Annotated in this window: 26 protein-coding genes; 16 read left to right on the plus strand and 10 right to left on the minus strand. The window is 66.5% G+C overall.

Going from position 1 to position 24,284, the window contains the following annotated elements; genetic code table 11:
* Positions 1 to 3 precede the first annotated feature (3 nt).
* From QF031_RS20755 to QF031_RS20770, 4 genes are all read left to right on the plus strand, one after another.
* A complete protein-coding gene (locus QF031_RS20755; RefSeq protein WP_307432713.1) occupies positions 4 to 693 on the plus strand; it encodes a 3-oxoacid CoA-transferase subunit A in 690 nt (229 codons plus the stop codon).
* 2 nt (positions 694 to 695) lie between these two features.
* Positions 696 to 1,397 carry a 3-oxoacid CoA-transferase subunit B gene (locus QF031_RS20760; protein ID WP_307432715.1) on the plus strand — a complete coding sequence of 234 codons (702 nt, stop codon included), beginning with the start codon at positions 696 to 698 and terminating at the stop codon, positions 1,395 to 1,397.
* An 11-nt stretch (positions 1,398 to 1,408) separates the two neighbouring features.
* On the plus strand, positions 1,409 to 2,221 hold the full coding sequence (locus tag QF031_RS20765; protein WP_307432717.1) for an IclR family transcriptional regulator domain-containing protein: 813 nt from the start codon (positions 1,409 to 1,411) through the stop codon (positions 2,219 to 2,221).
* 134 nt (positions 2,222 to 2,355) lie between these two features.
* Positions 2,356 to 2,655, plus strand: a complete 300-nt coding sequence (locus QF031_RS20770; RefSeq protein WP_307432719.1) for an MmcQ/YjbR family DNA-binding protein — start codon at positions 2,356 to 2,358, stop codon at positions 2,653 to 2,655.
* A 29-nt stretch (positions 2,656 to 2,684) separates the two neighbouring features.
* Here QF031_RS20770 and ligK read toward each other — a convergent pair whose 3' ends face one another.
* The gene (gene ligK / locus QF031_RS20775) at positions 2,685 to 3,368 is read right to left on the minus strand and encodes a 4-carboxy-4-hydroxy-2-oxoadipate aldolase/oxaloacetate decarboxylase (RefSeq protein WP_307433552.1); all 684 of its coding nucleotides are present in this window, start codon (positions 3,366 to 3,368) and stop codon (positions 2,685 to 2,687) included.
* Between the two features lie 22 nt (positions 3,369 to 3,390).
* Positions 3,391 to 4,416 (minus strand): amidohydrolase family protein, encoded by a 1,026-nt coding sequence (locus QF031_RS20780; RefSeq protein ID WP_307432723.1) that lies wholly within the window; start codon positions 4,414 to 4,416, stop codon positions 3,391 to 3,393.
* A 95-nt stretch (positions 4,417 to 4,511) separates the two neighbouring features.
* On the opposite strand from QF031_RS20780, the gene QF031_RS20785 reads away from it, so the two are divergent.
* From QF031_RS20785 to QF031_RS20815, 7 genes are all read left to right on the plus strand, one after another.
* The gene (locus tag QF031_RS20785; RefSeq protein ID WP_307432726.1) at positions 4,512 to 5,264 is read left to right on the plus strand and encodes a GntR family transcriptional regulator; all 753 of its coding nucleotides are present in this window, start codon (positions 4,512 to 4,514) and stop codon (positions 5,262 to 5,264) included.
* Between the two features lie 173 nt (positions 5,265 to 5,437).
* A complete protein-coding gene (locus QF031_RS20790; protein WP_307432729.1) occupies positions 5,438 to 6,616 on the plus strand; it encodes a Re/Si-specific NAD(P)(+) transhydrogenase subunit alpha in 1,179 nt (392 codons plus the stop codon).
* Positions 6,616 to 6,936: an NAD(P) transhydrogenase subunit alpha gene (locus QF031_RS20795; RefSeq protein ID WP_307432731.1), complete on the plus strand. Its 321-nt coding sequence runs from the start codon at positions 6,616 to 6,618 to the stop codon at positions 6,934 to 6,936. The genes QF031_RS20790 and QF031_RS20795 overlap by 1 nt, the downstream gene beginning before the upstream one ends.
* Positions 6,933 to 8,306 carry an NAD(P)(+) transhydrogenase (Re/Si-specific) subunit beta gene (locus tag QF031_RS20800; RefSeq protein WP_307432733.1) on the plus strand — a complete coding sequence of 458 codons (1,374 nt, stop codon included), beginning with the start codon at positions 6,933 to 6,935 and terminating at the stop codon, positions 8,304 to 8,306. The genes QF031_RS20795 and QF031_RS20800 overlap by 4 nt, the downstream gene beginning before the upstream one ends.
* Before the next feature lie 71 nt (positions 8,307 to 8,377).
* Entirely contained in the window at positions 8,378 to 9,298 is a 921-nt protein-coding gene (locus QF031_RS20805) for a diacylglycerol/lipid kinase family protein (RefSeq protein ID WP_307432736.1), read from the plus strand.
* Positions 9,299 to 9,483: 185 nt separating this feature from the next.
* Positions 9,484 to 10,017: an HPP family protein gene (locus tag QF031_RS20810; RefSeq protein ID WP_307432739.1), complete on the plus strand. Its 534-nt coding sequence runs from the start codon at positions 9,484 to 9,486 to the stop codon at positions 10,015 to 10,017.
* A 178-nt stretch (positions 10,018 to 10,195) separates the two neighbouring features.
* Positions 10,196 to 11,275 (plus strand): FUSC family protein, encoded by a 1,080-nt coding sequence (locus QF031_RS20815; RefSeq protein ID WP_307432741.1) that lies wholly within the window; start codon positions 10,196 to 10,198, stop codon positions 11,273 to 11,275.
* Positions 11,276 to 11,317: 42 nt separating this feature from the next.
* Here the strand turns inward: QF031_RS20815 and QF031_RS20820 are convergent, their stop codons facing one another.
* Positions 11,318 to 12,547, minus strand: a complete 1,230-nt coding sequence (locus QF031_RS20820) for an MFS transporter (protein ID WP_307432744.1) — start codon at positions 12,545 to 12,547, stop codon at positions 11,318 to 11,320.
* 155 nt (positions 12,548 to 12,702) lie between these two features.
* Between QF031_RS20820 and QF031_RS20825 the strand changes: the two genes are divergently transcribed.
* Together QF031_RS20825 and QF031_RS20830 are read left to right on the plus strand one after the other, a co-directional pair.
* Entirely contained in the window at positions 12,703 to 13,446 is a 744-nt protein-coding gene (locus QF031_RS20825) for an IclR family transcriptional regulator (RefSeq protein WP_307433555.1), read from the plus strand.
* A 111-nt stretch (positions 13,447 to 13,557) separates the two neighbouring features.
* Complete coding sequence (locus QF031_RS20830; protein ID WP_307432747.1) at positions 13,558 to 14,745, plus strand: 4-hydroxybenzoate 3-monooxygenase; 1,188 nt, start codon at positions 13,558 to 13,560, stop codon at positions 14,743 to 14,745.
* A 40-nt stretch (positions 14,746 to 14,785) separates the two neighbouring features.
* On the opposite strand, the gene QF031_RS20835 is transcribed toward QF031_RS20830, so the two are convergent.
* Positions 14,786 to 15,325 (minus strand): TetR/AcrR family transcriptional regulator, encoded by a 540-nt coding sequence (locus tag QF031_RS20835; RefSeq protein WP_307432750.1) that lies wholly within the window; start codon positions 15,323 to 15,325, stop codon positions 14,786 to 14,788.
* 57 nt (positions 15,326 to 15,382) lie between these two features.
* Between QF031_RS20835 and QF031_RS20840 the strand changes: the two genes are divergently transcribed.
* Positions 15,383 to 16,450: an FAD-dependent monooxygenase gene (locus QF031_RS20840; protein ID WP_307432753.1), complete on the plus strand. Its 1,068-nt coding sequence runs from the start codon at positions 15,383 to 15,385 to the stop codon at positions 16,448 to 16,450.
* Here the strand turns inward: QF031_RS20840 and QF031_RS20845 are convergent, their stop codons facing one another.
* The 5 genes from QF031_RS20845 to QF031_RS20865 all read right to left on the minus strand — a co-directional run bounded on the left by QF031_RS20845 (position 16,451) and on the right by QF031_RS20865 (position 21,636).
* Complete coding sequence (locus QF031_RS20845) at positions 16,451 to 18,274, minus strand: ABC transporter permease (RefSeq protein WP_307432756.1); 1,824 nt, start codon at positions 18,272 to 18,274, stop codon at positions 16,451 to 16,453.
* Positions 18,271 to 19,335, minus strand: a complete 1,065-nt coding sequence (locus tag QF031_RS20850; protein ID WP_307432759.1) for an ABC transporter ATP-binding protein — start codon at positions 19,333 to 19,335, stop codon at positions 18,271 to 18,273. Before QF031_RS20850 ends, QF031_RS20845 begins: the two co-directional genes overlap by 4 nt.
* A gap of 47 nt (positions 19,336 to 19,382) precedes the next feature.
* Positions 19,383 to 20,459: an extracellular solute-binding protein gene (locus tag QF031_RS20855; protein WP_307432762.1), complete on the minus strand. Its 1,077-nt coding sequence runs from the start codon at positions 20,457 to 20,459 to the stop codon at positions 19,383 to 19,385.
* Between the two features lie 184 nt (positions 20,460 to 20,643).
* Positions 20,644 to 21,078 carry an acyl-CoA thioesterase gene (locus tag QF031_RS20860; RefSeq protein ID WP_255173709.1) on the minus strand — a complete coding sequence of 145 codons (435 nt, stop codon included), beginning with the start codon at positions 21,076 to 21,078 and terminating at the stop codon, positions 20,644 to 20,646.
* 54 nt (positions 21,079 to 21,132) lie between these two features.
* Positions 21,133 to 21,636, minus strand: coding sequence for a GNAT family N-acetyltransferase (locus tag QF031_RS20865; RefSeq protein WP_307432767.1), 504 nt, complete (start codon positions 21,634 to 21,636; stop codon positions 21,133 to 21,135).
* Positions 21,637 to 21,792: 156 nt separating this feature from the next.
* On the opposite strand from QF031_RS20865, the gene QF031_RS20870 reads away from it, so the two are divergent.
* On the plus strand, positions 21,793 to 22,305 hold the full coding sequence (locus tag QF031_RS20870; RefSeq protein WP_307432770.1) for a MarR family winged helix-turn-helix transcriptional regulator: 513 nt from the start codon (positions 21,793 to 21,795) through the stop codon (positions 22,303 to 22,305).
* A 237-nt stretch (positions 22,306 to 22,542) separates the two neighbouring features.
* On the plus strand, positions 22,543 to 23,520 hold the full coding sequence (locus QF031_RS20875) for a serine/threonine-protein kinase (RefSeq protein ID WP_307432773.1): 978 nt from the start codon (positions 22,543 to 22,545) through the stop codon (positions 23,518 to 23,520).
* On the opposite strand, the gene QF031_RS20880 is transcribed toward QF031_RS20875, so the two are convergent.
* Positions 23,517 to 24,194 carry a histidine phosphatase family protein gene (locus QF031_RS20880; protein WP_307432777.1) on the minus strand — a complete coding sequence of 226 codons (678 nt, stop codon included), beginning with the start codon at positions 24,192 to 24,194 and terminating at the stop codon, positions 23,517 to 23,519. The two genes, QF031_RS20875 and QF031_RS20880, sit on opposite strands and share 4 nt — an antisense overlap.
* Between the last annotated feature and the right edge of the window lie 90 nt (positions 24,195 to 24,284).

Consider the following 24,284-nt stretch of genomic DNA (forward strand, 5'->3'; position numbering starts at 1 on the left):
GCCATGCTGAACTTCGTTGATACCGTCCAGGACGCCGTGGCCGGCATCAAGGACGGTTCCACCGTGATGATCGGCGGGTTCGGAAACGCCGGGCAGCCGTTCGAACTCATCGATGCACTGCTGGAATGCGGGGCCACGGACCTGACCGTGGTGAACAACAACGCCGGCCAGGGCGACCAGGGCCTCGCCCTGCTGATCAAGGAAGGCCGGGTGAAGAAGATGATCTGCTCCTTCCCGCGGCAGTCCGACTCCTGGCACTTCGACGCCAAGTACAAGGCCGGCGAGATCGAACTCGAGCTCGTTCCGCAGGGCAACCTCGCCGAGCGGATCCGCGCCGCAGGGGCCGGCATCGGCGGGTTCTTCACCCCCACCGGCTACGGCACCATGCTGGCCGAGGGCAAGGAAACCCGGTTCCTGGACGGCAAGTGGCAGGTGTTCGAAACCCCCATCCACGCTGACGTCGCCCTAATCAAGGCGCTGAAGGCTGACGGCAAAGGCAACCTCGTTTACCGCAAGACCGCCAGGAACTTCGGTCCGATCATGGCCGCGGCCGCGAAACATACCATTGTCCAGGTCTCAGAGATCGTGCCCACCGGCGGGCTGGACCCGGAGAACGTGGTCACGCCCGGCATCTACGTCAACAGCATCGTAAAAGTTGCCCGCAGCGGCAGCGCGGCAGAAAAGGCGGCCTGAGAATGAGCCTGACCGAAACCTCCCTCCAGACGTCCGCCACGCCCCTGGGCCGCGATGACCTGGCCAAGCTGGTGGCCCGGGACATCGCACCGGGGTCCTTCGTGAACCTGGGCATCGGCCAGCCCACCCTGGTGTCCAACTACCTCACCGAGGAACAGAACATCACCCTCCACACGGAGAACGGGATGCTCGGCATGGGCCCGGAGGCAACGGGCGACCAGATCGACGGCGACCTCATCAACGCCGGTAAGATCCCCGTCACCGAACTCCCGGGTGCGTCCTACCTCCATCACGCGGATTCCTTCGCGATCATGCGCGGCGGACACCTGGACATCTGCGTACTGGGCGCCTTCCAGGTCTCCGCCACCGGTGACCTCGCCAACTGGCACACCGGCGCACCCGGTGCCATTCCCGCCGTCGGGGGTGCCATGGACCTGGCCACCGGAGCCAAGGACGTCTTCGTGATGATGACGCTTCTGACACGCGAGGGCGTTTCCAAGATCGTGGAGTCCTGCAGCTACCCGATCACCGGCGTCGGCTGCGTGACCCGCGTCTACACGGACAAGGGCGTCTTCCTCACCGGACCCGGGGGTGTCACCGTCCGGGAAACCTTCGGCTGCACGCTCGAGGAACTCCAGGAACTGGTGCCGGTCTCGCTCACGGCCGCGTCCGCCGTCGGAACCCCGGATGAAGGCGCGCCCTAGGATTGGTAATCATGATTGACGCCGCAGGTACCGACACCCAGGCCGCTCCGCAGGCCAGCGACCAGTACGTCCAGTCGCTGGCGCGTGGCCTCGCCGTGATCCGTGCCTTCGACGCCGAGCGCCCGGTGATGACGCTGTCCGAGGTTGCTGCCCGGACCGGGCTGACCCGGGCCACCGCACGCCGGTTCCTGCACACCCTGGTGGAGCTCGGCTATGTGCGCACCGACGGCAAGACCTTCGCGCTGACGGCCAAGGTCCTCCAGCTGGGTTACGCCTACCTTTCGGGGCTGTCCCTGCCGCAGCTGGCGCAACCGCATCTCGAGGAGCTGTCCCTGAAACTGGGGGAGTCCACGTCCGCCGCCGTGCTGGACGGAACGGACATCGCCTACATCGCCAGGGTCACCACCCGCCGCATCATGACCATCGGGATCACCGTGGGAACAAGGTTCCCGGCCTACGCCACATCGATGGGCAGGGTGCTCCTTGCGCACCTTCCGCCCGCGGACCTCAAGGCCTACCTGGCGGCCGCGGACATCAAGCCGCTCACTCCGCGCGCCCTGGGAACAGTTCCCGAGCTGCTCGCCGTTCTGGAAACCGTCCGCGCAGAGGGCTGGTGCCGGCTCAACCAGGAACTGGAACTGGGCCTCATGTCCGTCGCGGCGCCCGTGTATGACGGGACCAAGGTGGTGGCCGCCGTCAACGTGTCCCTGCAGGCCCAGTCCGTGGAAGCCAAGCCGGACCCGGACGCCTACCTCGCAGCGGTGGCGCAGGAGATCGTGGCCACGGCGAAGCTTATTTCGGCGGACCTCACCGCCCGCGGCTGACAGGCGTCCTGGGTTGCGCGTCCAACCCGGTTCTCGATGGGCAGGGACTGTCCCTGCCCACTGAACCCGGCGCTCAGTGCGCAGCCCGGTACGTGCCCTTGTCCCGCCGCCAAGCCGGGGGGAGACTCGGGTGCATGGTCAACGAGGAGGATGTCAGGCAGGCTGCCCTCGCGCTGCCGGGCGTGACGGAACGGTCCAGCTGGGGACAGCCCGCGTGGTTTGCCAAGACCCTGCTGGCCCGCATTTGGGAGCCCGGCGTCCTCACCGTCAAGACAGCAGAGCGCCAGGCGCTGGCCGGCACCGAACCGGACACCTTTTTCTGGACGCCGCACCACGAACGCTCACCCCAGTTGGTGCTGGTCCGCCTGGAACGGATCGACCAGGCGCTCCTGGCGGAACTGCTCGAGGATTCCTACCGGCTGGCAGGCGGCTAAGACGGGCCCGGCCTGGGAGGTCCCGCCGTTTAGTCGATGTAACGCAGCCCCGCCGCTTCGAGCGGCCCGCGCATGCTGTAGATGTCCAGTCCCAGCTCCCCGTTGGCGAAGCGCTCCCGCTTAACTTTTTCGTTGTCCTCGCGCTTCCGGGCCGCCGCCGCCACGTCAGCAGCCCGGGCTGCGGGGACCACGACCACGCCGTCGACGTCGGCAATCACCACGTCCCCCGGGTTGACCAGGGCGTTGGCACAGACCACCGGGATGTTTACGGAACCGAGGGTCGCCTTGACGGTGCCTTTGGAGTTGATGGCGCGGCTGAAGACGGGGAAATCCATGGCCTGCAGTGCTGCAACATCCCGGCAGCCGCCGTCGATCACCAGGCCGGCTGCGCCCTTCGCCCGGAGTGAGGTCGCCAGCAATTCGCCGAAGAAGCCGTCCTCGCATTCGGTGGTGCACCCTGCCACCACCACGTCGCCGGGCCGGAGCTGTTCGGCCGCAACATGCAGCATCCAGTTGTCACCCGGCTGGAGCAGGACTGTGACCGCGGGACCGCACATGGTGGCGCCGGGGTAGACCGGGCGGATATAGGGGCGCATGAGCCCCAGCCGGCCCATGGCTTCATGGACAGTGCTGACCCCGAACGCGGAGAGTGCCTTGACGGCATCTTCCGCCGCCCGGGTGATGGTGGTGTGGACCACGCCCAGTTCCTGCATCATGGTTCCCTCCGAAGGCATGTCAGCGGCCCTGCTGTTTAAGCAGGGCGTCAAGGCGCGGATAGACGCTGCGTGCGTTGTGCTCCTGGATGGCAGCGAGTTCGGCCTCGTCAAGGCCGGCGTCGTCGATGTACCGCGCGGTGTCGTCGAAGTGGTGGCCGGTCCAGGGATCGATGTCCCGGACGGCGCCGATCATTTCTGAGGCAAACAGGATGTTTTGCGTTGGGATCACTTCCAGGAGCAGGTCGATGCCGGGTTGGTGGTAGACGCAGGTGTCGAAGAAGACGTTCCCCAGCAGGTGTTCTTCCAGCGCGGGCTTCCCCAGGGCCATGGCAAGGCCCCGGAAGCGTCCCCAGTGGTAGGGCACTGCACCGCCGCCGTGGGGGATGACGAGCTTCAGGGTGGGGAAGTCCGCGAACAGGTCCCCCTGGATGAGCTGCATGAACGCGGTGGTGTCGGCATTGAGGTAGTGGGCGCCGGTGGTGTGGAAGGCCGGGTTCACACTGGTGCTTACATGGACCATGGCGGGGATGCCGTACTCCACCATTTTCTCGTAGATGGGGTACCAGTACCGGTCCGTGAGCGGGGGTGCGGTCCAATGGCCTCCGGACGGGTCCGGGTTCAGGTTCACGGCCACGGCCCCGTAGTCCTCCACGCAGCGGGTGAGTTCCGGAAGGCAGGTGGCTGGGTCCACGCCGGGGGACTGCGGAAGCATCGCGGCCGGGACAAACCGTTCGGGGTAGAGCCGGCTGACCCGGTAGCAGAGTTCGTTGCAGAGCCCGGCCCACTCGGCGGAGGTCTCGAATGCACCGATGTGGTGGGCCATGAACGACGCCCGGGGCGAGAAGACAGTGAGGTCGATGCCGCGGTGGTCCATGAGGCGCAGCTGGTTCGCTTCGACGCTCTGGCGGAGTTCGTCGTCGGAGATTTTCAGGTCGGCCCGTGATGGCGCCGGCAAAGCATCCTGCAGGGCCGCAACCTGCCGCTCACGCCACTCCCCAAGGGCGGCCGGGGCCGTGGTGTAGTGGCCGTGGATGTCAATGATCATCGCGCATGCTCCTGGCAGGGGCGCCTGCCGAACGGCGCCGTTCTAACTCAATAACCGCACAGTCCAAATGTTGTCAGCAATATAGCTAACAATCAATGGCTCTCATCGGGTGCCGGCAGGCAAGTCTGGAGTACGCTGAATCCGGAAAATTCAGCGAAACTGGCAACCGGCGGAACAGGGAGATGGTGGCTGTGGAGACCGTGGATGGAACGGGCCGGGCCCTCACCGCTGCCGAGCTCGCGGAGCTGCTGCGCACCGCCATTGTCAGCGGGGAACTCGTCCCCAACCAGCGCCTGGTGGAGGGTGACCTCGCTGCCGAGTATGGAGCGAGCCGTGGAAACATCAGGGTGGCGCTCTCGGAGCTGAGCGTCGAAGGCCTCGTGGAACGTGTCCAGAACCGGGGAGCCCGGGTGCGGGCCGTCTCAGTGGACGAGGCGGTTGAAATCACCGAGGTTCGCGCCGCCCTCGAGGCGCTGTGCGCGCGCAAGGCCGCCGAGCGGGCCACCGACACTGACATCGCTGAGCTGCAGGAGCTGGCTGACCGGATGAAGGGCGCCGTGGATCGAGGGGACCGCGAGTCCTACTCCGAAGGCAACCAGGCGATGCACGAAAAGATCATTGCCATGAGCGCGCAAAAGACCGCCGCCTCAACAATCCAGCGGCTGCGCGGACAGGCGGTCCGCTTCCAGTTCCGCCTGGCCCGCCAGCCGGGCCGCCCTGCCGTCTCCCTCCCGCAGCACCTGGCTGTCATCGATGCCGTCTGCGCCCATGATCCTGACGCCGCGGCCGAAGCCATGCGCGTCCACCTGGAAAGCGTCGCGGACGCAATCCGCGCCAGCAACAAATAGCCGCACCCGTCCTGCCCCAGGGGCGCCACAGGCGGGAGGACGCCGGCCGACAGGCGAATCGTTACCCACAACCTCCCGGCCTGCACTCCCGCCGCGCCCTGCAGGGCTCTAGACTCAAGCCAACTGCGTGCAGCAGAGCCGCTGCAGCGCTGGTCAGGAAGAGGAGTCGGCGGTTGAAACTGGGGATTCCGCGGGAACGCAGGGAGGGCGAGCGGCGTGTGGCCGCCACCCCGGACACCGCTAAGCAGCTTGCCGGGATGGGGCTGGAGGTGCTGGTGGAAGCTGGTGCCGGGGACGGTGCCGGGCACGCAGACGTGGCATACCGGGAAGCCGGCGCCGCCGTCGTCCCGCAACTGGACATCGCCGCACTCGACATCCTGGCCCACGTCCGCCCCCTTGACCCGGGCACCGCCGCCTCCCTCAAAAGGGGTGCCGTCACGGTGGGGCTCGCGTCGCCGTCGTCCGAGCTCCCTGCCGTCCAGGCGCTCGCAGACGCCGGGGTGACCTCCTTCGCCCTGGAACTCGTGCCCCGGATCTCCCGTGCCCAGTCGATGGATGCCCTCACCTCCCAGGCTTTGGTGGCTGGCTACCGTTGCGTGCTGGAGGCTGCCATCCGGCTGCCCCGCTTCTTCCCGCTGTACATGACCGCCGCGGGAACCATCCCGCAGGCCCGCGTCCTGGTGCTCGGCGCCGGCGTGGCCGGGCTGCAGGCCATCGGCACCGCCAAGCGCCTGGGCGCGCGCGTCTTCGCCAATGACATCCGCCCCGCCTCCGCGGACGAGGTCGCGTCCATGGGCGGCACGTTCATCCGGCTGGACCTGGAGACGGCCGAGGCGGCCGGCGGCTATGCCCGGCAGCTGAGCTCCGACGCGGGCACCCGGCAGCGGCAGTTGCTGGCACCCCACGTGGCGCAGTCAGACGTATTGATCACGACGGCGGCAGTCCCCGGGCGGCCGGCGCCCCTTTTGGTGACCCGCGAGATGGTGCAGGGCATGCGCCCGGGATCGGTCGTCGTGGACCTCGCCGCGGAGTCCGGCGGTAACGTGGAGGGCTCTGTGCCGGGCCGGGACATACCCATCCCCACGGCCGACGGAACCGGGCACATCACCCTCGTAGGGCTGAAGGACCCGGCGTCCGCGATGGCATCCGACGCCTCCCGCCTGTACGCCAAGAACGTGGCCAACCTGCTGGTGCTCCTGGTCCGCGACGGCGCCCTCACGCTGGATTTCGATGACGAAGTGGTGGCAGGTGCCTGTCTCACCCACGCCGGGCAGGTGCGGCACCAGCCCACGGCGGAACTGTTGGCCGCAACTACCGCCACGGCTGCGGCACGGCAGGAAGGAGCGATCTGATGGACGGGACCGCCCTGCTGACCATCACCGTGCTGGCGGTGTTCGTCGGCTTCGAGGTGGTGTCCAAGGTCTCCAGCACCCTCCATACGCCCCTGATGTCCGGCGCCAACGCCATCCACGGGATCATCCTGGTGGGAGCCATCATCGTGGCCGGCCAGGCAGCGGACCCGTGGGTGCTCACGGTGGCGCTGCTCGCCGTCGTCCTTGCCACCGCCAACTTGGTGGGCGGTTTCGTGGTGACGGACCGGATGCTGCACATGTTCCATGCCAAAAAGGATGTTGCCAGGACCGGCGCGCAGCCCAAGGCAGGCGGGAGATGAGCCTCCTCGATCCCGTCTGGACCTCCCTGCTCTACCTCGCCGCGGCCGTCTGCTTCATCCTGGCACTGCGCGGGCTCAGCTCCCCGCGCACTGCCCGCCGCGGAAACCTGGTGGGGGCACTCGGCGCGCTGATCGCCGTCGTCACCGTGTTCCTGTCCGCCCGGCTCGAGAACATCCCCTGGATCCTGGCCGCCATCGTGGTGGGTTCGGCAGTGGCGGCGCCGGTGGCACGACGCGTGAAAATGACGCAGATGCCGCAGCTCGTGGCCCTGTTCAACGGGGTGGGCGGCGGTGCGGCCGCCCTGGTGGCACTCCTGGAACTGGGCCACGCGGAGAATGCCTGGGTCCGCGTGGCCATTGTGTTCACGCTGCTGGTGGGTGCCGTGTCCTTTGCGGGTTCAGGCGTCACGTTCGCCAAGCTGCAGGAACTGATGACCACCCGGCCGGTGGTGTTCCCGGGCCTGCCGGTGGTGATGGCCGTGGTCCTCGTCGCCGCGGTGGCCGCGGGGGTGGCCGTGGTGCTCAGCGGGTCGCTGCCCCTTGCGGTCCTGCTGCTCGTCCTGGGCCTTGCCGCCGGCATACTGCTGGTGCTGCCCGTGGGCGGCGCCGACGTCCCCATTGTCATCTCGCTGCTGAACGCCTTCACCGGCCTGGCCGTCGCGGCATCCGGCCTGGTGCTGGGCAACGTCCTGCTGGTGGTGGCAGGCACCCTGGTGGGCGCCTCCGGCACCATCCTTACCCGGGCCATGGCGGCGGCCATGGGCCGGAGCGTGGCGGGCATCCTGTTCGGCGCCTTCCGGGGAGGTTCGACGGCGGGCTCCACCGCCGTGAGCCAGCGTCCGGTCCGGTCGTCCTCGGCGGAGGATGTGGCGGTGCTTTTGGGCTACGCCCAGCGGGTGATCATCGTTCCCGGCTACGGGCTGGCGGTGGCCCAGGGCCAGCACACGGCCGCCGAACTGGCCCAGGCGCTGGAAGCCCGTGGCATCGAGGTTGATTTCGCCATCCATCCGGTGGCCGGCCGGATGCCGGGGCATATGAACGTGCTCCTGGCCGAGGCCAATGTGCCGTACGAGTCGCTCAAGGAGATGGGCGAGATCAACCCCGAGTTCAAGACCACGGACGTTGCCCTGGTGGTGGGCGCCAATGATGTGGTGAACCCGGCGGCCAAGACCTCCTCGGGCTCGCCGATCTACGGCATGCCCATCCTGGAAGTGGCGGAGGCGCGGCAGGTGGTGTTCCTGAAGCGGTCCATGCGCCCGGGTTTCGCCGGCATCGAGAACGACCTCCTGTATGAGCCTCAAACGTCGCTGCTGTTCGGTGACGCCAAGGACTCGCTGGCGCAGGTGCTGGGCGCGGTCAAGGCCCTGTAGGCGCGGATCCCTCCAGGCCGCGGGTTACCCTTCTTTGAGAAGCTTGCTTTCCACCAGCATCTGAGGACGCCATGACTGAGACCAGTTCCCCTTCGCCCAAACGTGCCGCCGTCGTGATCAACCCCGCAAAGACGGTGGACATCGACGTGCGCGAACTCATGGCCAAGCACTGCGAGGAAAACGGCTGGGGCGAGACCCTGTGGTTCGAGACCACCGAGGAGGATCCCGGTGTAGGGCAGACGAAGGAAGCGCTGGCCCAGGGGGCGGACCTGGTCATCGCGGCCGGCGGCGACGGGACCGTCCGCTGCGTAGCCGAGGTCCTCGCCGGCGGTGACATCCCCATGGGCCTGCTGCCGTTGGGGACGGGAAACCTGCTGGCCCGCAACCTCGGCATCGACGTAACCGACTATGACGGCGCGCTGTCCGGGGCGTTGGTAGGGGCCGAAAGGAAGATCGATGTGGTCCGCGCGCGCCGAAGCGACCCCGACAAGGATCAGCTGTTCCTGGTGATGGCCGGCATGGGCTACGACGCCACGATCATGGCGGACACCAACCAAGAACTGAAGCACAAGGTGGGCTGGCTGGCCTACGTGGACGCCGGCATCCGCAACCTCCCCGGGAAACCGGTCAAGGCGACCGTGGTGATTGACGGCAAGCGGGCGGTCCACAGGGGTGTCCGCAGCGTCATGGTGGGCAACTGCGGTAAGGTCCAGGGCGGCCTGGAGATTTTCCCCGAGGCCAAGATTGATGACGGGCTGCTGGACATCGCGGTCCTGGCCCCGCACCACGGCAAGCTGGGCTGGCTGTCCGTGCTGGCGGGCATCATCGGGAAGGGCAGGAACAAGGACACCTCCGTTGAGTACTTCCAGGGCAAGACCGTCGAGATCACGCTGGAGCACGCGGACGACTACCAGTTGGACGGCGACCACGAGGGCCAGGGCAAGCACGTGCTCATGGCCATGGAGCCCGGCGCCCTGACCCTGCGGATGTAGTAGCCCGCTGGGGAGGGTCCGCTTGACGACCCGGAGCGTTGAGCGGAAGCTCTGTGTTTTTGGGATCCCAATCTAGGATCCCAAAAACAGAGGTAGGAGTGACTCCCACCGCTGTCAAAGGTTTTTCCGGGTGGTGGGTGGCCTGCCAACCGATTGTTACTGCCGTCCGGGGGTACAGAGCCCCAATGAACACACCAGTGCTGGAACGGGCCAAGAAGAACTGGAACAAGCTGGGCGCCGGGGTTTATGCCGGGATCCTCAGCATCGTGGTCCTCGCCGTCAGCGGCGCGGTGGGGCTCCTGTTTCACCTGCCCTGGCTGTTTCCCAGCCTCGGCCCTACGGTGATGCTGTTCTTCGAATCGCCCGAGCAAAAGGCATCAAGGCCCGTCAACACCCTCGTGGGACATGGCGTGGGACTGCTTGCAGGGGCACTCTGCCTGTATGCCCTGGGTCTGCAGGGCCAGCCGTCCGCGACCGTGGGCGGACTGACGCCGCTGCATGTCCTTAGCGGCGTTTTGTCGGTGGGGCTCACCACCTTGGTGCTGACCTGGCTGGGCCTGCCCCACCCGCCCGCCGGGGCCACCACGCTGATCGTCAGCCTTGGCATCCTGTCCACCCCGGTCCAGTTGGCCTCCATGGCCGGGGCCATCGTCCTGATCACTATGGTGGGGTGGGGGCTCAACGTCCTGTTGGGGACGCGGCCTGCCGATAAGAAGTAATTTCGGCCAACTCAGCCAGTCGGTGGGCCTGCGTGATCCACTACAGTCGCCGGCCGCGTTGTCGTCCGATTCCATTCAGGGGAACGCAGCGGGCGCTGCCCGGGGTCCGGGCCGTAGGATCTACCAGGAACGTCAGCGCGGCCGCCCGTCAGAACCCACCCCCTGAAAGGCGCTGCCCGTGAAGATGTTCGCTGAGATGTTCAGCATTGGCCCCGGAAACAAGGACCACCACCCGGCGCTTCGGTGCGCCGTCGGCGTCTTCGTTCCCCTCATCACGCTGGTGCTGCTGGGCCGGCTGGACCTGGCAATCTTCGCGTCCTTCGGCGCCTTCACCGGAATTTACGGCCGCGGCGAACCCCATGCCGTCCGCTTCGTGCTGCAGCTGCGGGCCGGGCTGCTGATGCTCCTGGTGATGTTCCTGGCGGCGCTCGCAGCCCGGATGGGTCCCGCCTGGGGCCTGGATGCCGCCGCCCACACCTGGCTGCTGGTCCTGGCCACCACTTTGGTGGCCGGTGCCTGTTCCGTCGCCATCTCCTGGCTGCGGCTGCGCCCGGCAGGTTCGCTCTTCCACATCTTCGCGTTCGCCGCGATCGCGTCCATCCCCAACCAGCCGCCTCTGTGGCAGGGCATGCTGGTGGCCGTCCTCACCACGGTCTTCGCCCTGCTCGTCGGCTTTTCGTCCCGGATCCTTCCCAGCCACCGCACCCCCTGGGCCAGGCCGCCGCGGATCCGGCGCACCCCGGCGGAAAAGCGCGCCGCCTGGCTGGAGGGGTTCGGCTACCTGGTGGCCGCAGGACTTGCCGGCACGCTGGCCACCTGGGCCGGGTCCCGCCTGGGTTTCGGGCACAACTACTGGGCCATGGTGGCGGCGGTGGTTCCCCTGGTGGGCCACACCACACGGCACCGGGTGCGCCGCGGCATCCAGAGAATCATCGGCACCGTGCTGGGCCTGCTGGTCCTGGCTGCCGTGCTGCTGGTGGGGCTGCAGCCCTGGCAGACCGTGCTGGTGATGGCGTTGTGCCAGTTCGGCGCCGAAATGTTCATCATCCGCCAGTACCTGCTGGCCCAGGTCTTCGTCACCCCCCTGGCTTTGATCTCGACGCTCCTGGTGGTTCCTGCCTCGCCTTCCTTCCTGCTGCGCGACCGCATCGTCGAGACTGTCATTGGCGCCGCCGTCGGCATTGCAGTGGTGCTGGCCCCCGGCGCGTGGCGCCGCTTACGGCAACGCACGACGGCGGCTGACCGCCAACTGCGTTGAACCCGCCCCTGCAGCGCCAAGGGCGGGCTCAAAGGTGGGCCGTTACGGGCGCTCCGCTGCTGCCTCTTCCCGGACCGCCCGGATGGTGTGCGGCACTGCCGCCAGTGCCACCACCGCAATGGCGGCAGCGGCCGCGAAGACGTAGAAGCCCCAGGGGTAGGCAATGTTCGCGGCCACGAGGGAGCCTGTCACGGCAGGGCCCATGATGGCGCCAAGCCGGCCGACGCCGGCAGCGAATCCCAGGGCGGTGGCGCGGAGGGCTGCCGGGAACAGCTGGCTGACCCACGCGTAGACCAGCACCTGGGCGCTGAACACGAACACGCCCGTGACAAAGACTGCCAGGTTGAGGAGCAGCTCGCTTTGGATCTTGACGCTCAGGACACCAAGGAAAACGGCGGAGAGCCCGAACCACAGCAGCACCACCTTCTTGGTGCCGTGCTTGTCAGCCAGGATCCCTGCGATCACCAGACCCACCACTGCGCCTACGTTGAGGACCAGCAGCAGAACCAGGCCGGTGCTGACGGTGTAGCCCGCGCCCGCCATCAGCTGCGGAAGCCAGGTGTTCAAGCCGTAGACCAGGAGCAGGCCCATGAAGGAAGCCGCCGCGATGGCCAGCGCCACCAGGGGGTACGGTTTCCGCGCCAGATCCCGGAAGCCTTTGCGGGCTGCAGCCGGTTCCTTTCCTCCGGCAGCTGCGGGAAGGGTCTCCGGGAGCTTGAACCACAGGAACGGTACCAGGGCGAAGCCGGCGAGGCCGCCCAGGATGAACATCATCCGCCAGTCCGGGATCAGCAGCAGGGCAAGGAAGGACGTGGCCACGGCGCCTGCGTGGTAGCCGGTCATGGTCCGGGTGGTCGATTTTCCGGCGGAACCCGCCGGTGCGTAGTCGTTCATGTAGGCCAGGGCCGCGGGCAGGCACGCACCCAGACCCAGACCGGCCAGGAGCCGGAAGATGCAGAACACTGCAACGTTCGGCGCGAACACCACGGCAATGGTGAAGATTGAAAACCACAGGACGCAGGCCACCAGAAGGCGGCGTCGGCCAAAGTGGTCTGACAGCGGGGCAATGAACAGTGCGCCGGCGCCGACCCCAACCAGTGAGATCGTGGCGGCCAACGTGGCACCTACGGCGTCGAAGCCAAGCTCGTGGGTCTTGATCAGCGTGGGGATGACGGTGCCCAGCACCACCAGGTCGAAGCCGTCAAGAACCATCGCCAGCCAGCAAAGCCAGACCGGCCACTTGGAACGTTGCTGAGTGGGCGCAAAGGACATGGAAATACCTCGGTGTATCTTCTGGGAGTTCGTGCGGCGGTCTGCTTTGCCGTTGGTGGTCAGGGCAGCATTGCCAACAGCCCCAGTGAGGTTTGTATCACTGAGGGGTGTAATCTGGGACAACTTTTCCCATTCAATGGAAGCAGGTGTCCGCGCTGGCCAACTCCCCGTCCGGCGACTCGGTGGTGGACCGGATCGTCCGGTTAATTTCGGCGTTCCCCCAGGACGTGAGCGCCCTGCAGTTGAGCGACCTCGCTCAGCGTGCAGGCCTGCCGCTCACCACCACGCACCGCCTCGTTGGCCAGCTTGCCGCCCACGGGCTGCTTGAGTCCGCGCCGGGCGGCATGGTGCGGCCCGGGGTGAGGTTGTGGGAACTGGTGAACCGGACCGCACCCACGCTCGCCCTGCGCCAGGCGGCCATGCCATTCATGGAAGACATCCAGCAGGTCCTGCACCAGAACGTGAACCTGGCCGTGCTGGACGGCTGGGAGGCGCTGTTCGTAGAGCGTCTGTCCCGGCGGGGTTCGGTGGCGAACCGGGCGCAGGTGGCAGGCAGGATGCCGGTGCACATTTCGTCGGCGGGACTGGCGCTGATGGCCCACCAGGACAAGATGATGCAGGAGGAATACCTGTCGCGGTTTACCGACCCGGAGGGAAAAGCGACGGCGGATACCGTCCGGGCGCTGCTCGCCGAAACTTCACGGCAGGGCTTCGCCCAACTCAAGGGCGTCGTGGACCCGGACACCTGGGGCATAGCCGTCCCGGTCCTGAACAGCAGGCGCCGCGCCCTGGCGTCACTCGGCGTCGTGGTTCCCCTCCGCGAGATGCGCCTGCAGGCACTGGTGCCCGCGCTGCAGACGGCCGCCCGGGGAATAGCCCGGCAACTCTCAGACTCCTGAACCGTTCAACGGAATTGCTGTAACGGCGGTCACGGCCACTGGCCCACACTGGTGGCAGACGAACCGATCCGGCGCCGCCACGGCGGGCCCGCAATGAAGCGAGAACAGATCATGGCACGAAAAGTCATCAGCACCCAGGTCGCCATCATGGGGGGCGGTCCCGCGGGGCTCATGCTCTCCCACCTGCTGGCGAAGGCAGGCATCGAGTCCACGGTGATCGAGATCCGCAGCCACGAGGAAATCTCCCACACCGTCCGGGCCGGCATCCTGGAACACGGCACCGTCAACCTGCTGGTGGACAGCGGCGTCTCGGACCGGGTGCTGCGCGACGGCGACAGGCATGACGGGATCGAGCTGCGCTTCAACGGCGAGAGCCACCGCATCGACTTCAAGGACCTGGTGGGCGAGTCCGTGTGGCTGTACCCGCAGACGGACGTCTTCCTGGACCTAGCCGCCCGCAGGAAGGACGACGGCGGCGACGTCCGCTACAGCGTCACTGACACCTCGGTCCACGATCTGGAGGGCAAGCCGAAGGTCTGGTTCACCGATTCCGACGGCACCGAGTTCGAGATCCAGGCCGACTTCCTGGTGGGCGCTGACGGCTCGCGCAGCCACTGCCGGTTCCAGATTCCCGAGGCCAACCGCAAGTGGTACTTCCACGAATACCCCTTCGCCTGGTTCGGCATCCTGGCCGAGGCGCCGCGCAGCTCCGACGAACTCATCTACGCCAACTCGGCCAACGGCTTCGCCCTGATCAGCCAGCGCACGGAGACCGTCCAACGGATGTACTTCCAGTGCGATCCCAAGGAAAACGTGGCGGAATGGGATGACGACCGCATTTGGGCCGAATTCCGCAGCCGCGTCAACGGCAACGGCTTCGAGCTCAAGGAAGGCCCGGTCCTGGAAAAGATGGTGCTGCCCTTCCGCAGCTTCGTCCACACGCCCATGCGCCACGGCAACCTGTTCCTGGCCGGTGACGCCGCGCATACCGTGCCGCCCACCGGCGCCAAGGGCCTCAACCTTGCCATCAATGACGTCAAGGTCCTCTTCGAGGGGCTGGACAGCCACTACAACTCCGGCTCGGACCGGCTCCTGGACACCTACAGTGACCGCGCCCTGGACCGGGTGTGGAAGGCGCAGCAGTTCTCCTACTGGATGACCACCATGCTGCACACTCCGGCCGATGCGGACGACTTCTCCCGTGCCCGCCAGCTCGGTGAGCTGAACTCCGTGGTCTCCTCCCGCCACGGCAAGGCCTACCTCGCCGAGGCGTACACGGGCTGGCCCGCTTCGGCCTAATGGGGCTGGGGAAGTACGACGCCGGCCGGCTGGGTGAGGCTCAATTGCCCACCAGCCGCCGGACAGCCGCCGCGATGGCCTTGGGGTCGGGGTCTTCATCCCGGCGCACGGTGAGCAGGTGCAGCAGCACTCCGTCGCCGTAATCCGCCACGTCCCGGGCCCTGGCTTCCGGGTCCGGAACCCCCAGCGCGGCCAAGGCCTGCCGCAGCCCTCCCACCAGCCGGAAGTGGCCCGCAGTCACCGATTCGGGCTTGTCGAGGGATAGTGCCAGCCGGGCGCGGGTCAGGTCAGCGTGCCGTCCAGCGAGGGCCAGCACCAGGGATGCCAACTGGTTCGCCAGTTCCTCAACGTCCTTAGGCGGCCCGGCAGGTCCTTGCTCCGCCAGGAGCGCTGAGTCCAGCTCCAACAGCCGCTCCAGCACTGCCCCAACCAGGGTGGCGCGGCTGCGGTAGTAGTTCGAGGTGGTTCCCTGGGCAACCTGGGCTTCGGCGTCGACCGCTCGGTGCGTGAGGCCCTTCATCCCCTTGTCCGCCACCACGGCGAGGGCGGCATCGAGCAGTTGGGTGCGGCGGTCCGGCATGCGTTCAGTGTAATGGGACCCCTTTTCATTTACTACAAAAGTAGTAGAATTTCCTGCATGGAAAGGATCACGATCGTTGGCGGCGGCATCGCCGGGCTCGCCTTTGCGGCGGCGCTGGACTCCAGCCGTTTTCAGGTGACGGTGTATGAGAAGCGGCCCGAACTGCCCACCGTCGGCAACGCCCTCGGGATGTGGCCCAACGCCCAGCGCGCCCTGGCCCGGCTGGGAATACTGGACCAAGCCCGGGCCGTCAGCCCGGTGCTGGGCAGCGGGTCGGTCCGCAATGCACAGGGTGAACCGTGGGTCACGGTCGACGCGGGGGAGATGTTCGGCATTTCCCGGATCGACCTGATCCGGCTGCTGGATGGCGCCGTGCCCGCCGCCGTCCGCCGTGTCACCGACACCGTGCAGTCAGTCCCCGCGGACGGCAGCCTGGTGGTAGGTGCCGACGGCGTGCACAGCATGGTCCGCCGCGAGGTCTGGGGCGCAGCCAGTGATGCCCGCCTCACTCCGTACCTTGCCCTTCGCGGCACCCTTCCTACTCCGGTGGGGCCGGACGAGGTGGGCGAATACTGGGGCCGCGGCGATCTGTTCGGCATGGCAGCTGCCCGGGGTGGCTCCTTCTGGTACGCGAGCTACCGATCGGAACTCGGCCCCTACGGAATTGACCCAGCGTCCGTTCTGGAGCAGGCACGGGAGCGCTTCGCCACCCACGCCCCCGCCATTCGCCGCACGCTCGCCGCTGCCACCCCGGAGGAATGCCTGGTCCAGCGGCTCTGGACGGTTCCGCGCCTCCGCTCCTATGCGAATGCCAGGACCGCTCTCATCGGCGATGCCGCCCATGCCATGATGCCGACCCTTGGCCGCGGCGCCTGCGAATCGCTGGTGGACGCGGTGACACTTGCCGACTTCCTCAACAACCTGCCTGACGGCCATGGCCAGGACCAGGCGCTGGGTGCCTACAACCGGCAGCGGAGGCTCCGCACCCGCGCCGTGAGCGTGGCCTCCTCAGCCCTCGGACGTGTCGCCCTGGCGGACCGTGCCCAGCCGCTGCGTGACCGCATGCTCAACCTGGCCCGGCGGCGGAACGCACGGACCGCCGTCGGCAGCGGTTCGGGGAGGTAGTCAGCGGACGGCAGCTGCCGGTCGCGTGGCGTCGTCCTCACCCGGCGCCTGGGCACCGGGAAGTCCGGCGCCGGAGACCTGGGGGCCGGCCGGAGCGGCGGGCAGCCGCTTCCTGCTCTTCCGCCGCCCGGACCTGCCGTACACGAGGTACATCGTCACTCCGGTGATGACCATGAGGAGCACCGTGTACACGAACGTGTTCGCGATTCCCTCGGTGCCTTCGGCTCCGTCGGTGTTGGCTTTGATCACCAGGCCCAGTGGCTGCACCAGCGGATGGGCCAGGAAGATGGCGGTGTCATAGTCGTCCAGCAGGCTGTTGAAGTTCAGGGCCGTGATGGCTGCCGCCGCCGGGAGTACCAGCGGCAGGAGGATCCGGCGGAAGACATACAGCGTCTTGGCGCCCATGATCGCGGCGGCCTCCTCCAGGGAAGAGTTCACGGTGGCAAAGGACGCCTTGAGCATCCGGAGCGTGAACGGGATCTTCACTGTGACGAAGGCGATGAGCAGGATCACCGTTGTTCCGGTGAGGACGGCCCCGCCCACCAGGGGATTGGGGTGGTCGTAGCTGACGATCAGTCCCAGGGCCAGCAGCGCCGACGGCAGGATCCACGGGATGTGCAGCAGGTATTCAAAGGCTGAGGCCACCCAGTTCTTGTACTTCTGCAGCAGCCGCGCCACGAAGAGCAGGCCGCCCACTGCGATGAGCGCCGCCAGGGCGCTGTACACCACGCTGACGATGAACGGCCGGAGCCCGGACTGCTGGGTCAGGACGCGGACGTAGTTGTCCAGTGTCAGGTTGGCAAGTGAGAGCCGTCCGGTCTGGATGGCCGCGCCGTCGGCAAATGAATAAAGCACGATCAGCACCACGGGAAGCGTGTAGACGGCAAAGAGGAGATAGGCCACGGCGTGCACGGCCACGTTGGCCATGGGGTTGGCAATGTCTTGTTTCTGCAGCTCGGAAGACACCTTCGACACCGAAAAGTAGGTGCCGCCCTTCTCCAGCCGGGACATCACGGCGAGCATCCCCATGGTGGCCAGGCCAAGGATCACGGCCAGCAGCGCCGCCAGGTCACGCGAGGTGGGGCTGTTGGTGAACGTCAGGATCATCGGTGTGATGGTCTGGAAATCGCGGCCGCCCAGCACCTGCGGTGCGCTCAGGGCGCCCAGGCCGGTGAGGAAGGACAGGATGGTGACTGCGAACAGGGTGGGCTTGAGCATGGGCAGGACGATCCGCCGCAGGATGGTCCAGGTGGAGGCGCCCAGGTTCTTCGCTGCCTCAATGGTCTGGTAGTCGATGCCTTTGAGGGCGTTGGCAACGAACAGCATGTGGTTGGTGGTGGTGGCAAAGGTCATGACCACCAGCACGGCAAAGAACCCGGAAAACCAGCCGGGGTCCATTCCGGGGAAAACCCGGACCAGCAGCGTCGTGACAATGCCCTTGTCCCCGTAGATGAACTTGTAGCCCGCCGCCAGCACGATGCCGCCGTAGATGAACGTTGAGGCGTACCCCAGGAAGAGGATTCTCGAGCCGCGGATCCTGAAGTAATGCGTCACCAGGACGATGAAGACGCCCACCAGGTTGACGGTGACGGACAGCGCCACGGCCAGGAGGAAGCTGTTGCCCAGTGCCTTCATGGCCCGCTGGGACGAGAACAGCTTCTCCGCGGCGCGGCCCGAAAAGCTGCCGTCAGGGAAGAAAGTGGCGATCAGGATGTTCACGTTGGGCCATACCAGGAACGCGGCAATGAACCAGGTGAGGATGACCCCCACCACCAGGACGAACGGGGAGCGGGCCATGCTGCGCACCGCGTTGTTGCCGCTCATGGCAGGGCAACCGCCTGGTCCTCTGCAAGTGCGGCACCGGATCCCGGATGGTACTGAAGGATGTGCCCGGGCTGGACGTAGACCGTTGTGGCCGTGCCGGCCCCAGGGTGCGCGGCGCCGTCTTCCCTGACCAGGAGGCGGATGTCCGCGCCATGGCTGCGGACCACATACCGGCTGTGCAGGCCGTGGTAGGTCCGGGACACCACGGTGGCGGGAAGTCCGACGGCGGTGCCTCCGTCCGCGGGCCGGTCCAGGGAGGCCTTTTCCACGCGCAGGTAGGACCTGGCATCCGTGCTGAGGCCGGCGCCGGAGAGCCGGTTGACCTCCGCCACGAAGTCCGGCGTCAGGGCTGAGCTGTCACCAATGAAGTTGCAGACGAACTCCGTAGCGGCATGGTCGTAGATTTCCTGGGGCGTCCCAACCTGTTCCACCACGCCCTTGTTGAAGACCGCCACCCGGTCACTCATGGCAAGGGCCTCGTCCTGGTCGTGGGTGACGTACACAGTGGTGATGCCGAATTCGCTCTGCAGGTCCTTGAGCTGCTGGCGCAGCTGGTGCCGGAGCTTGGCGTCGAGGTTGGACAGCGGCTCGTCCAGCAGCAGGATCTTGGGCCGCAGCACCAGGGCGCGGGCAACAGCCACGCGCTGCTGCTGGCCGCCGGACAGCTCGGCCACGTTCTTCGCCAGCTGCTCGTCGCTGAGTTCCACGCGCCGTGCAATGTCCCGCACAAGGCGGTCGCTGTCGGCAGGTTTTTCCTTCCGGACCCGGAGCCCGAAGGCGATGTTCTCCCATACGCTCATGCTCGGGAACAGGGCATAGTTCTGGAACACCATGCCCACCTGCCGCTTGTCGCTTGGAAGGCGGGTCACGTCCTTCCCGTCCACCCGGACGGTACCCCTGGCAGGCTGGATGAAGCCGGCCAGGGTGCGCAGCGCCGTCGTCTTTCCACAGCCGGAGGGCCCCAGGAGGGTGAAAAACTCGCCCGGTTGGACATGCAGGTCCAGATGCGGGATGGCGGTGAAATCGCCAAAGGTAACTTCGATGTTTTCCAAGCGGATCATGGCAACCCTGTCTGATGGAACGCGGGAATGGCGGCTGGCAGTACGGGTTACGTCATGTACTCGAGTTCGATCTTCTCCACCCAGGCGCCCATGTTCTTCTGGACGAAGTCCCAGTCGATGTCCTGCTGCTTAAGGCCGGCAAAGAAGTCCACCACTTCGGGATTGGCCTTTGCCTGTGCGCCCTTGTTGACCGGCATGGAGTTGAACTTTTGCGCGAATTCACCCTGGACGTCTGCGCTGCCGAACCAGTCGATGAACTTCTGCGCCTGCTCCTTCTTCTTGGTTCCCTTCACCAGGGCGATCTGCTCGACGGCAAGGGGGACCCCAACGGAAGGAATGACCGTGTCCACGTTCACTTTGAAGGACTTTTCGCGGTCGGCAATGATCGAGGACGGCATCTGGCCCATGTCCACTTCGCCGGAGGCGATGCGGGCAAACAGGTCGGTCTTGGCCACTGCGGGGCTGCCATTCTTGAAGTACTGCTCAACCTGCTTCCAGCCGTCGTCGGAGATTCCCAAGTCGCCGGAGTCGTCCCGGTACCGGGAAAGGATGCCCGCGAAGACCAGCTGCGCGGTGGCCGTGCCCAGGCCGGTGACCCGCTCATAGCGGCTCTTGAACTCGTCCTTGGTCCACAGGTCCGTCCAGTCCTTTGGCGCGGCGTCCTTGGAGATCTTGTCCGAGTTGTAGCCAAGGAGGATGGCCTGCTTCACCAGGGGCCAGTATGTTTCCCCGTCGCCCAGGCTCTTGTCCACGTCGCCCGCCCAGGCGGGCTGATAGGCCTCCAGCGCGCCCTCGTTCTTCACCTGCGAGAAGTACATGTTGTTCAGGCCGAAAGCGACGTCTGCAATCGGGTTGTTCTTCTCGGCGATCAGTTTGTTGGTGGCATCGGCGCCGCCGGCCCCCACGATCTCGATCTTGTACCCGGCCTCCGCCGCCTTGGCGGCCAACCAGTCGCCACGGCCTTCGCCGTTGGAATTGGTATAAACAACCAGGGTGTCCCCGGATGCATTTGCCGGGGCTCCGGAGGCTTCGCCGGTCGAAGCCGGCGGTCTGGAAGCCCCGCCGCAGCCGGCGAGAAGGGTGGCGGCGACGGCGGCGGCAACCAAAGTCTTCAATGTACGCACGATCAGGACTCATTTCTGGACTGGAATCGGAGCATGTCCGCACAGCCTATAGCCGGGCATGACGAAAACCGGGCTGTTATAGCTATCGATTCGATAAACAGTCCGGCTGCTCACTGTGGACCAGTTGGGGAAACGGCTGGGGCCCGCGGTGTAAACCGGGGGAAAACCTTGGCCGTGGGTTGCGTCAGTCCTTGACGGCGGTCCCGCTGAGGTGGTGGGTCGGGATCCGGTCCCGGTCGTAGGTGATTTCGGTGTAGCCGTGCGGCTCGGGCTTGCCGTCCTGGTTCAGGTTCACGAACACGATCTCCTCGATGGTGAGGATGCTTTGCCTGGTGATCATGTTGCGGACCTCTGCCCGCATGGTCAGGGAGGTCCGGCCAAACCGGGTGGCGGTCAGCCCCATTTCGATCAGGTCGCCCTGGACCGCGGAGCTGACGAAGTTGATCTCCGAGATGTACTTGGTGACGGCGCGGCCGTTGCCCAGCTGGAGGATGGCGTAGATGGCGGCTTCTTCGTCAATCCACTTCAGCAGGCTGCCGCCGAAGAGCGTGCCGTTGGCATTGAGGTCCTCGGGCCGGACCCATTTGCGGGTCCGGAAGGTGATGTCCGCTGTTTCCATAGGCCGAGATTAGCCGAAGCCGCAGCCCGCAATCCGAGTGTGACGGACCTGATGCTAGGCCATGGCGGTCTGCGCGGCGCTGTGGGCGTTGATGGTTTTGGCGTAGCAGGATGAGTGCTTGATTCCGATGTAGGGCCCGAAGTTGGGGATCGGTTCGAAGCCTGAGTTCTGGTAGAAGTTCCGGCCGTCCGGCTGGGCTGAGCCCGCCTCCGCCTTGATCCGGGTGATGCCCTGCCTGAACGCCTCCGCCTCGAGGGCGGCCAGGATCGAGCTGGCCACTCCCGAACCGCGTGTGTAGGGGAGCACGTAGAGCCGCTTGATTTCCGCCGTCGTCCCGTCCATTAGCCGCAGCCCGCCGCAGCCCACGGGTTGGCCGGACCCCTTGTCGTAAGCCACGAGGAAGACGGCGCAGTCGGCGCCCGACGGCGGCGGGCCGGGTTCGTGGTCAGGCCCACCAAAGCGGGCGTCCAGCTCGGCCTGCTGGGCGCGGCGGAGGTCCGCGCCCACGGGGTTGGACCAGGAGACTTGACGGATGTTCAGCCGGGGGTTGGTCTGCATAACTGCCTCGATTCGCCGGAGGGGTATGGCTCACAAGGCTAGGCGCCGCCGGTTACACCCTTGTTTCCTCCGGGTTAGGGCTGGGATAACCTCCGCAGCGGGACCGTCAAAGAACTTACTTGGCGGTCTAGTTACCAGTTGGTCTAAAATGATGGCATGGCTTCTTTGGGCAACGTCGGGTCCGGCTACTGGTATGGACCCGACGGGCAACTGGATTGCAGTGCGGCGGTACTGAAGGCACTGCGCGATTACCGTGCGGCCGAAACCGAGATTCGCCGCAGCACCAGGGACTCCATGGGAATGGGTGAAACGGACATCCTCGCCCTGCGGTACCTGCTCAGGGTCCAGGCGTCGGGCAAGCAGGTCGTCCCCAAGGATCTGAGCCGGTTCCTCAATATTACTAGCGCTTCCACCACTTCGCTGATCGACCGGCTGGTGGCCAGTGGGCACGTTCGCCGTGAGGCGCATCCTTCCGACCGGCGTTCGGTGGTGGTCGTCCCCACCGTGGAGTCGGACCAGGAGGTTCGCGAGACGCTCGGTGCCATGCATCGCCGCATGATGGCCGTTGCGGAAGGACTCAGCGCCGAGGAGGCACGCGTCGTGGTCGATTTCCTGCAGCGCATGACCGAGTCACTGCAGCTTCGGGAAGAAGAATTAAAAGTTCACTAGCCTGACTAGCTAGTTCACCTAGTTATATGTAAGCTTACGATCGTTCCTGAAGATGCTTCCCAACGGAGTCGTGAGTGTGTTGGTTACTTACACCGCAGTTTCACCGCCTTGTCCCCTAGGCTCTGTCATTCCGGGCAACCACATGGGCGTGAAGCGATTTACCCTGGACGGCACCACTGCGCCGCAGAGTGAATCCGCAGTCCACTTCTTGGGTCGCGCTTCCAAGGTTTCCCCCGCATGAGCATTCTTGAAGCAACGGAGCCGTCGGCGGTGCCGCGGGTTCACGCAGCGCCCACCATTGCCAGCCGCTATCAGCTCAGGGAACGCCTGGGCCGCGGGTCCGCCGCCGAAGTCTTTCGTGGGGTGGACGTTGAAGGCGGTCCGGATGTAGCGGTCAAGATCGCGGCAGCCAACGGCCGCAGGCAACACCAGCGGATTCAGAACGAAGCCGGCGTCCTGTCCGGACTCAACCACCCCTCCATCGTTCGCCTGGTTGCCCAGGGCGTCATGCCTGACGGCGGGCTGCATGCCGGACGTCCGTTCCTGGTGGAGGAACTGGCGCTGGGAACAAGCCTGGCCGAAACCATCCGGCTGCAGCGCCCGCGGCCAGCTGACGTTGCGCCCTGGGCCCGGAGCTTTTTCGATGCGCTCGCATACCTTCACGCGAGGGGCCTCGTGCACCGTGACATCAAGCCGGCAAACCTGATGTTGAGCGGCTTGCGGAGAAGTCCCGTCCGAATCATCGATTTTGGGATTGCCGCGGCAACCGGCTCGGCGCCCGAACCCGGAATTTCTTCCGGGACAGTGCATTACATGAGCCCGGAGCAGGCAGCCGGAGGTGCGGCGGAGCCGTCCTGGGATGTGTACGCCATGGGGTTGGTCCTGCTGGAACTCCTCACCGGCACCAAGGCCTTTCCGGGTACGGCCGTTGAATCCCTCGTGGCCCGCACGCTGCGGTCCCCCGAGATCCCGGACCACCTGGGGGACTGGGCTGTCCTGCTGCGATCCCTGACTGCAATGGACCCCCTTGAGCGTCCGACGGCGGCAGTCGCCGCGGCGATGGCGGCCCGGCTGATCCCGGAGGCGCCGGCGCAAAGCCAAGGCAGCCAGCGCATCCGGCACAGCCAAGGAAGCCAGGGCAGTTGGCGCAGCCTGGGAGGCGCCGGGGCGTGTCCGGTGATGTTGGCGCCACGGCGCCATCGGCAACAGGCTTAGGGCGCGGCTACGTCCCGCCCGGTCGGATCTTCGGCCGTCGGGTCTGCCAGGGCAAGGCCGCCCACCGGGCTTCCGTCCCAGTGGATCAGGTTCCAGCCGGCAGCCAGATTGCCCTCCAGTGCAACGATCCCGGTATTGGCCAGGACATGGCGCGCAGCGAACTCGTGGTCCGCCCCGTCGGCCCGGAGCCCTGCCCAGGTGCGGATGGCGGCACCATGGCTGACCACGGCGACGGTACCGGACTGCCGCCGTTCAGCTCTCTCCACCACCTGCGCGATGGCGGCGTCGAACCGCCCGAAGAAGTCGTGGCCGTCCGGTCCTGCGGGCATGCGGCGGTCAAGGTCGCCGGCAGCCCAGGAGATGACCGTCCCCATGTAGCGTTTGTGGGCTTCGTGGTCCGTCAGCTTCTCCAGCGATCCGGCCTCGATTTCATGCAGCCCGTCCAGGATCTCCACATCGAGGGAGTGCAACCGGGCCAGCGGGGCAGCGGTGATCTGGGTCCTGACCAGGGTGGAGGCGTAGAGGGCGCCGATGCGTTCGTTGGCCAGTGCCCGCGCCATGGCCTCCGCCTGGCGTTGGCCCAGTTCGGTCAATCCGGGCCCGGGGTGGTCGGTGTCCAATTGGCCCAGCACGTTGCCGGGGGTTTCGCCGTGGCGGATCAGGAGCAACTTCATGTTTCCAGTTTCCCACCCCCGGCGGCGCCGGCGTGCGTCCCGCCCGTCTTCCCGCTGGCGGGCATAAGGAAGGCCAGGGCATAAGGAAGG

The organism is Pseudarthrobacter defluvii, assembly GCF_030816725.1.
Lineage (GTDB): Bacteria > Actinomycetota > Actinomycetes > Actinomycetales > Micrococcaceae > Arthrobacter > Arthrobacter defluvii_A.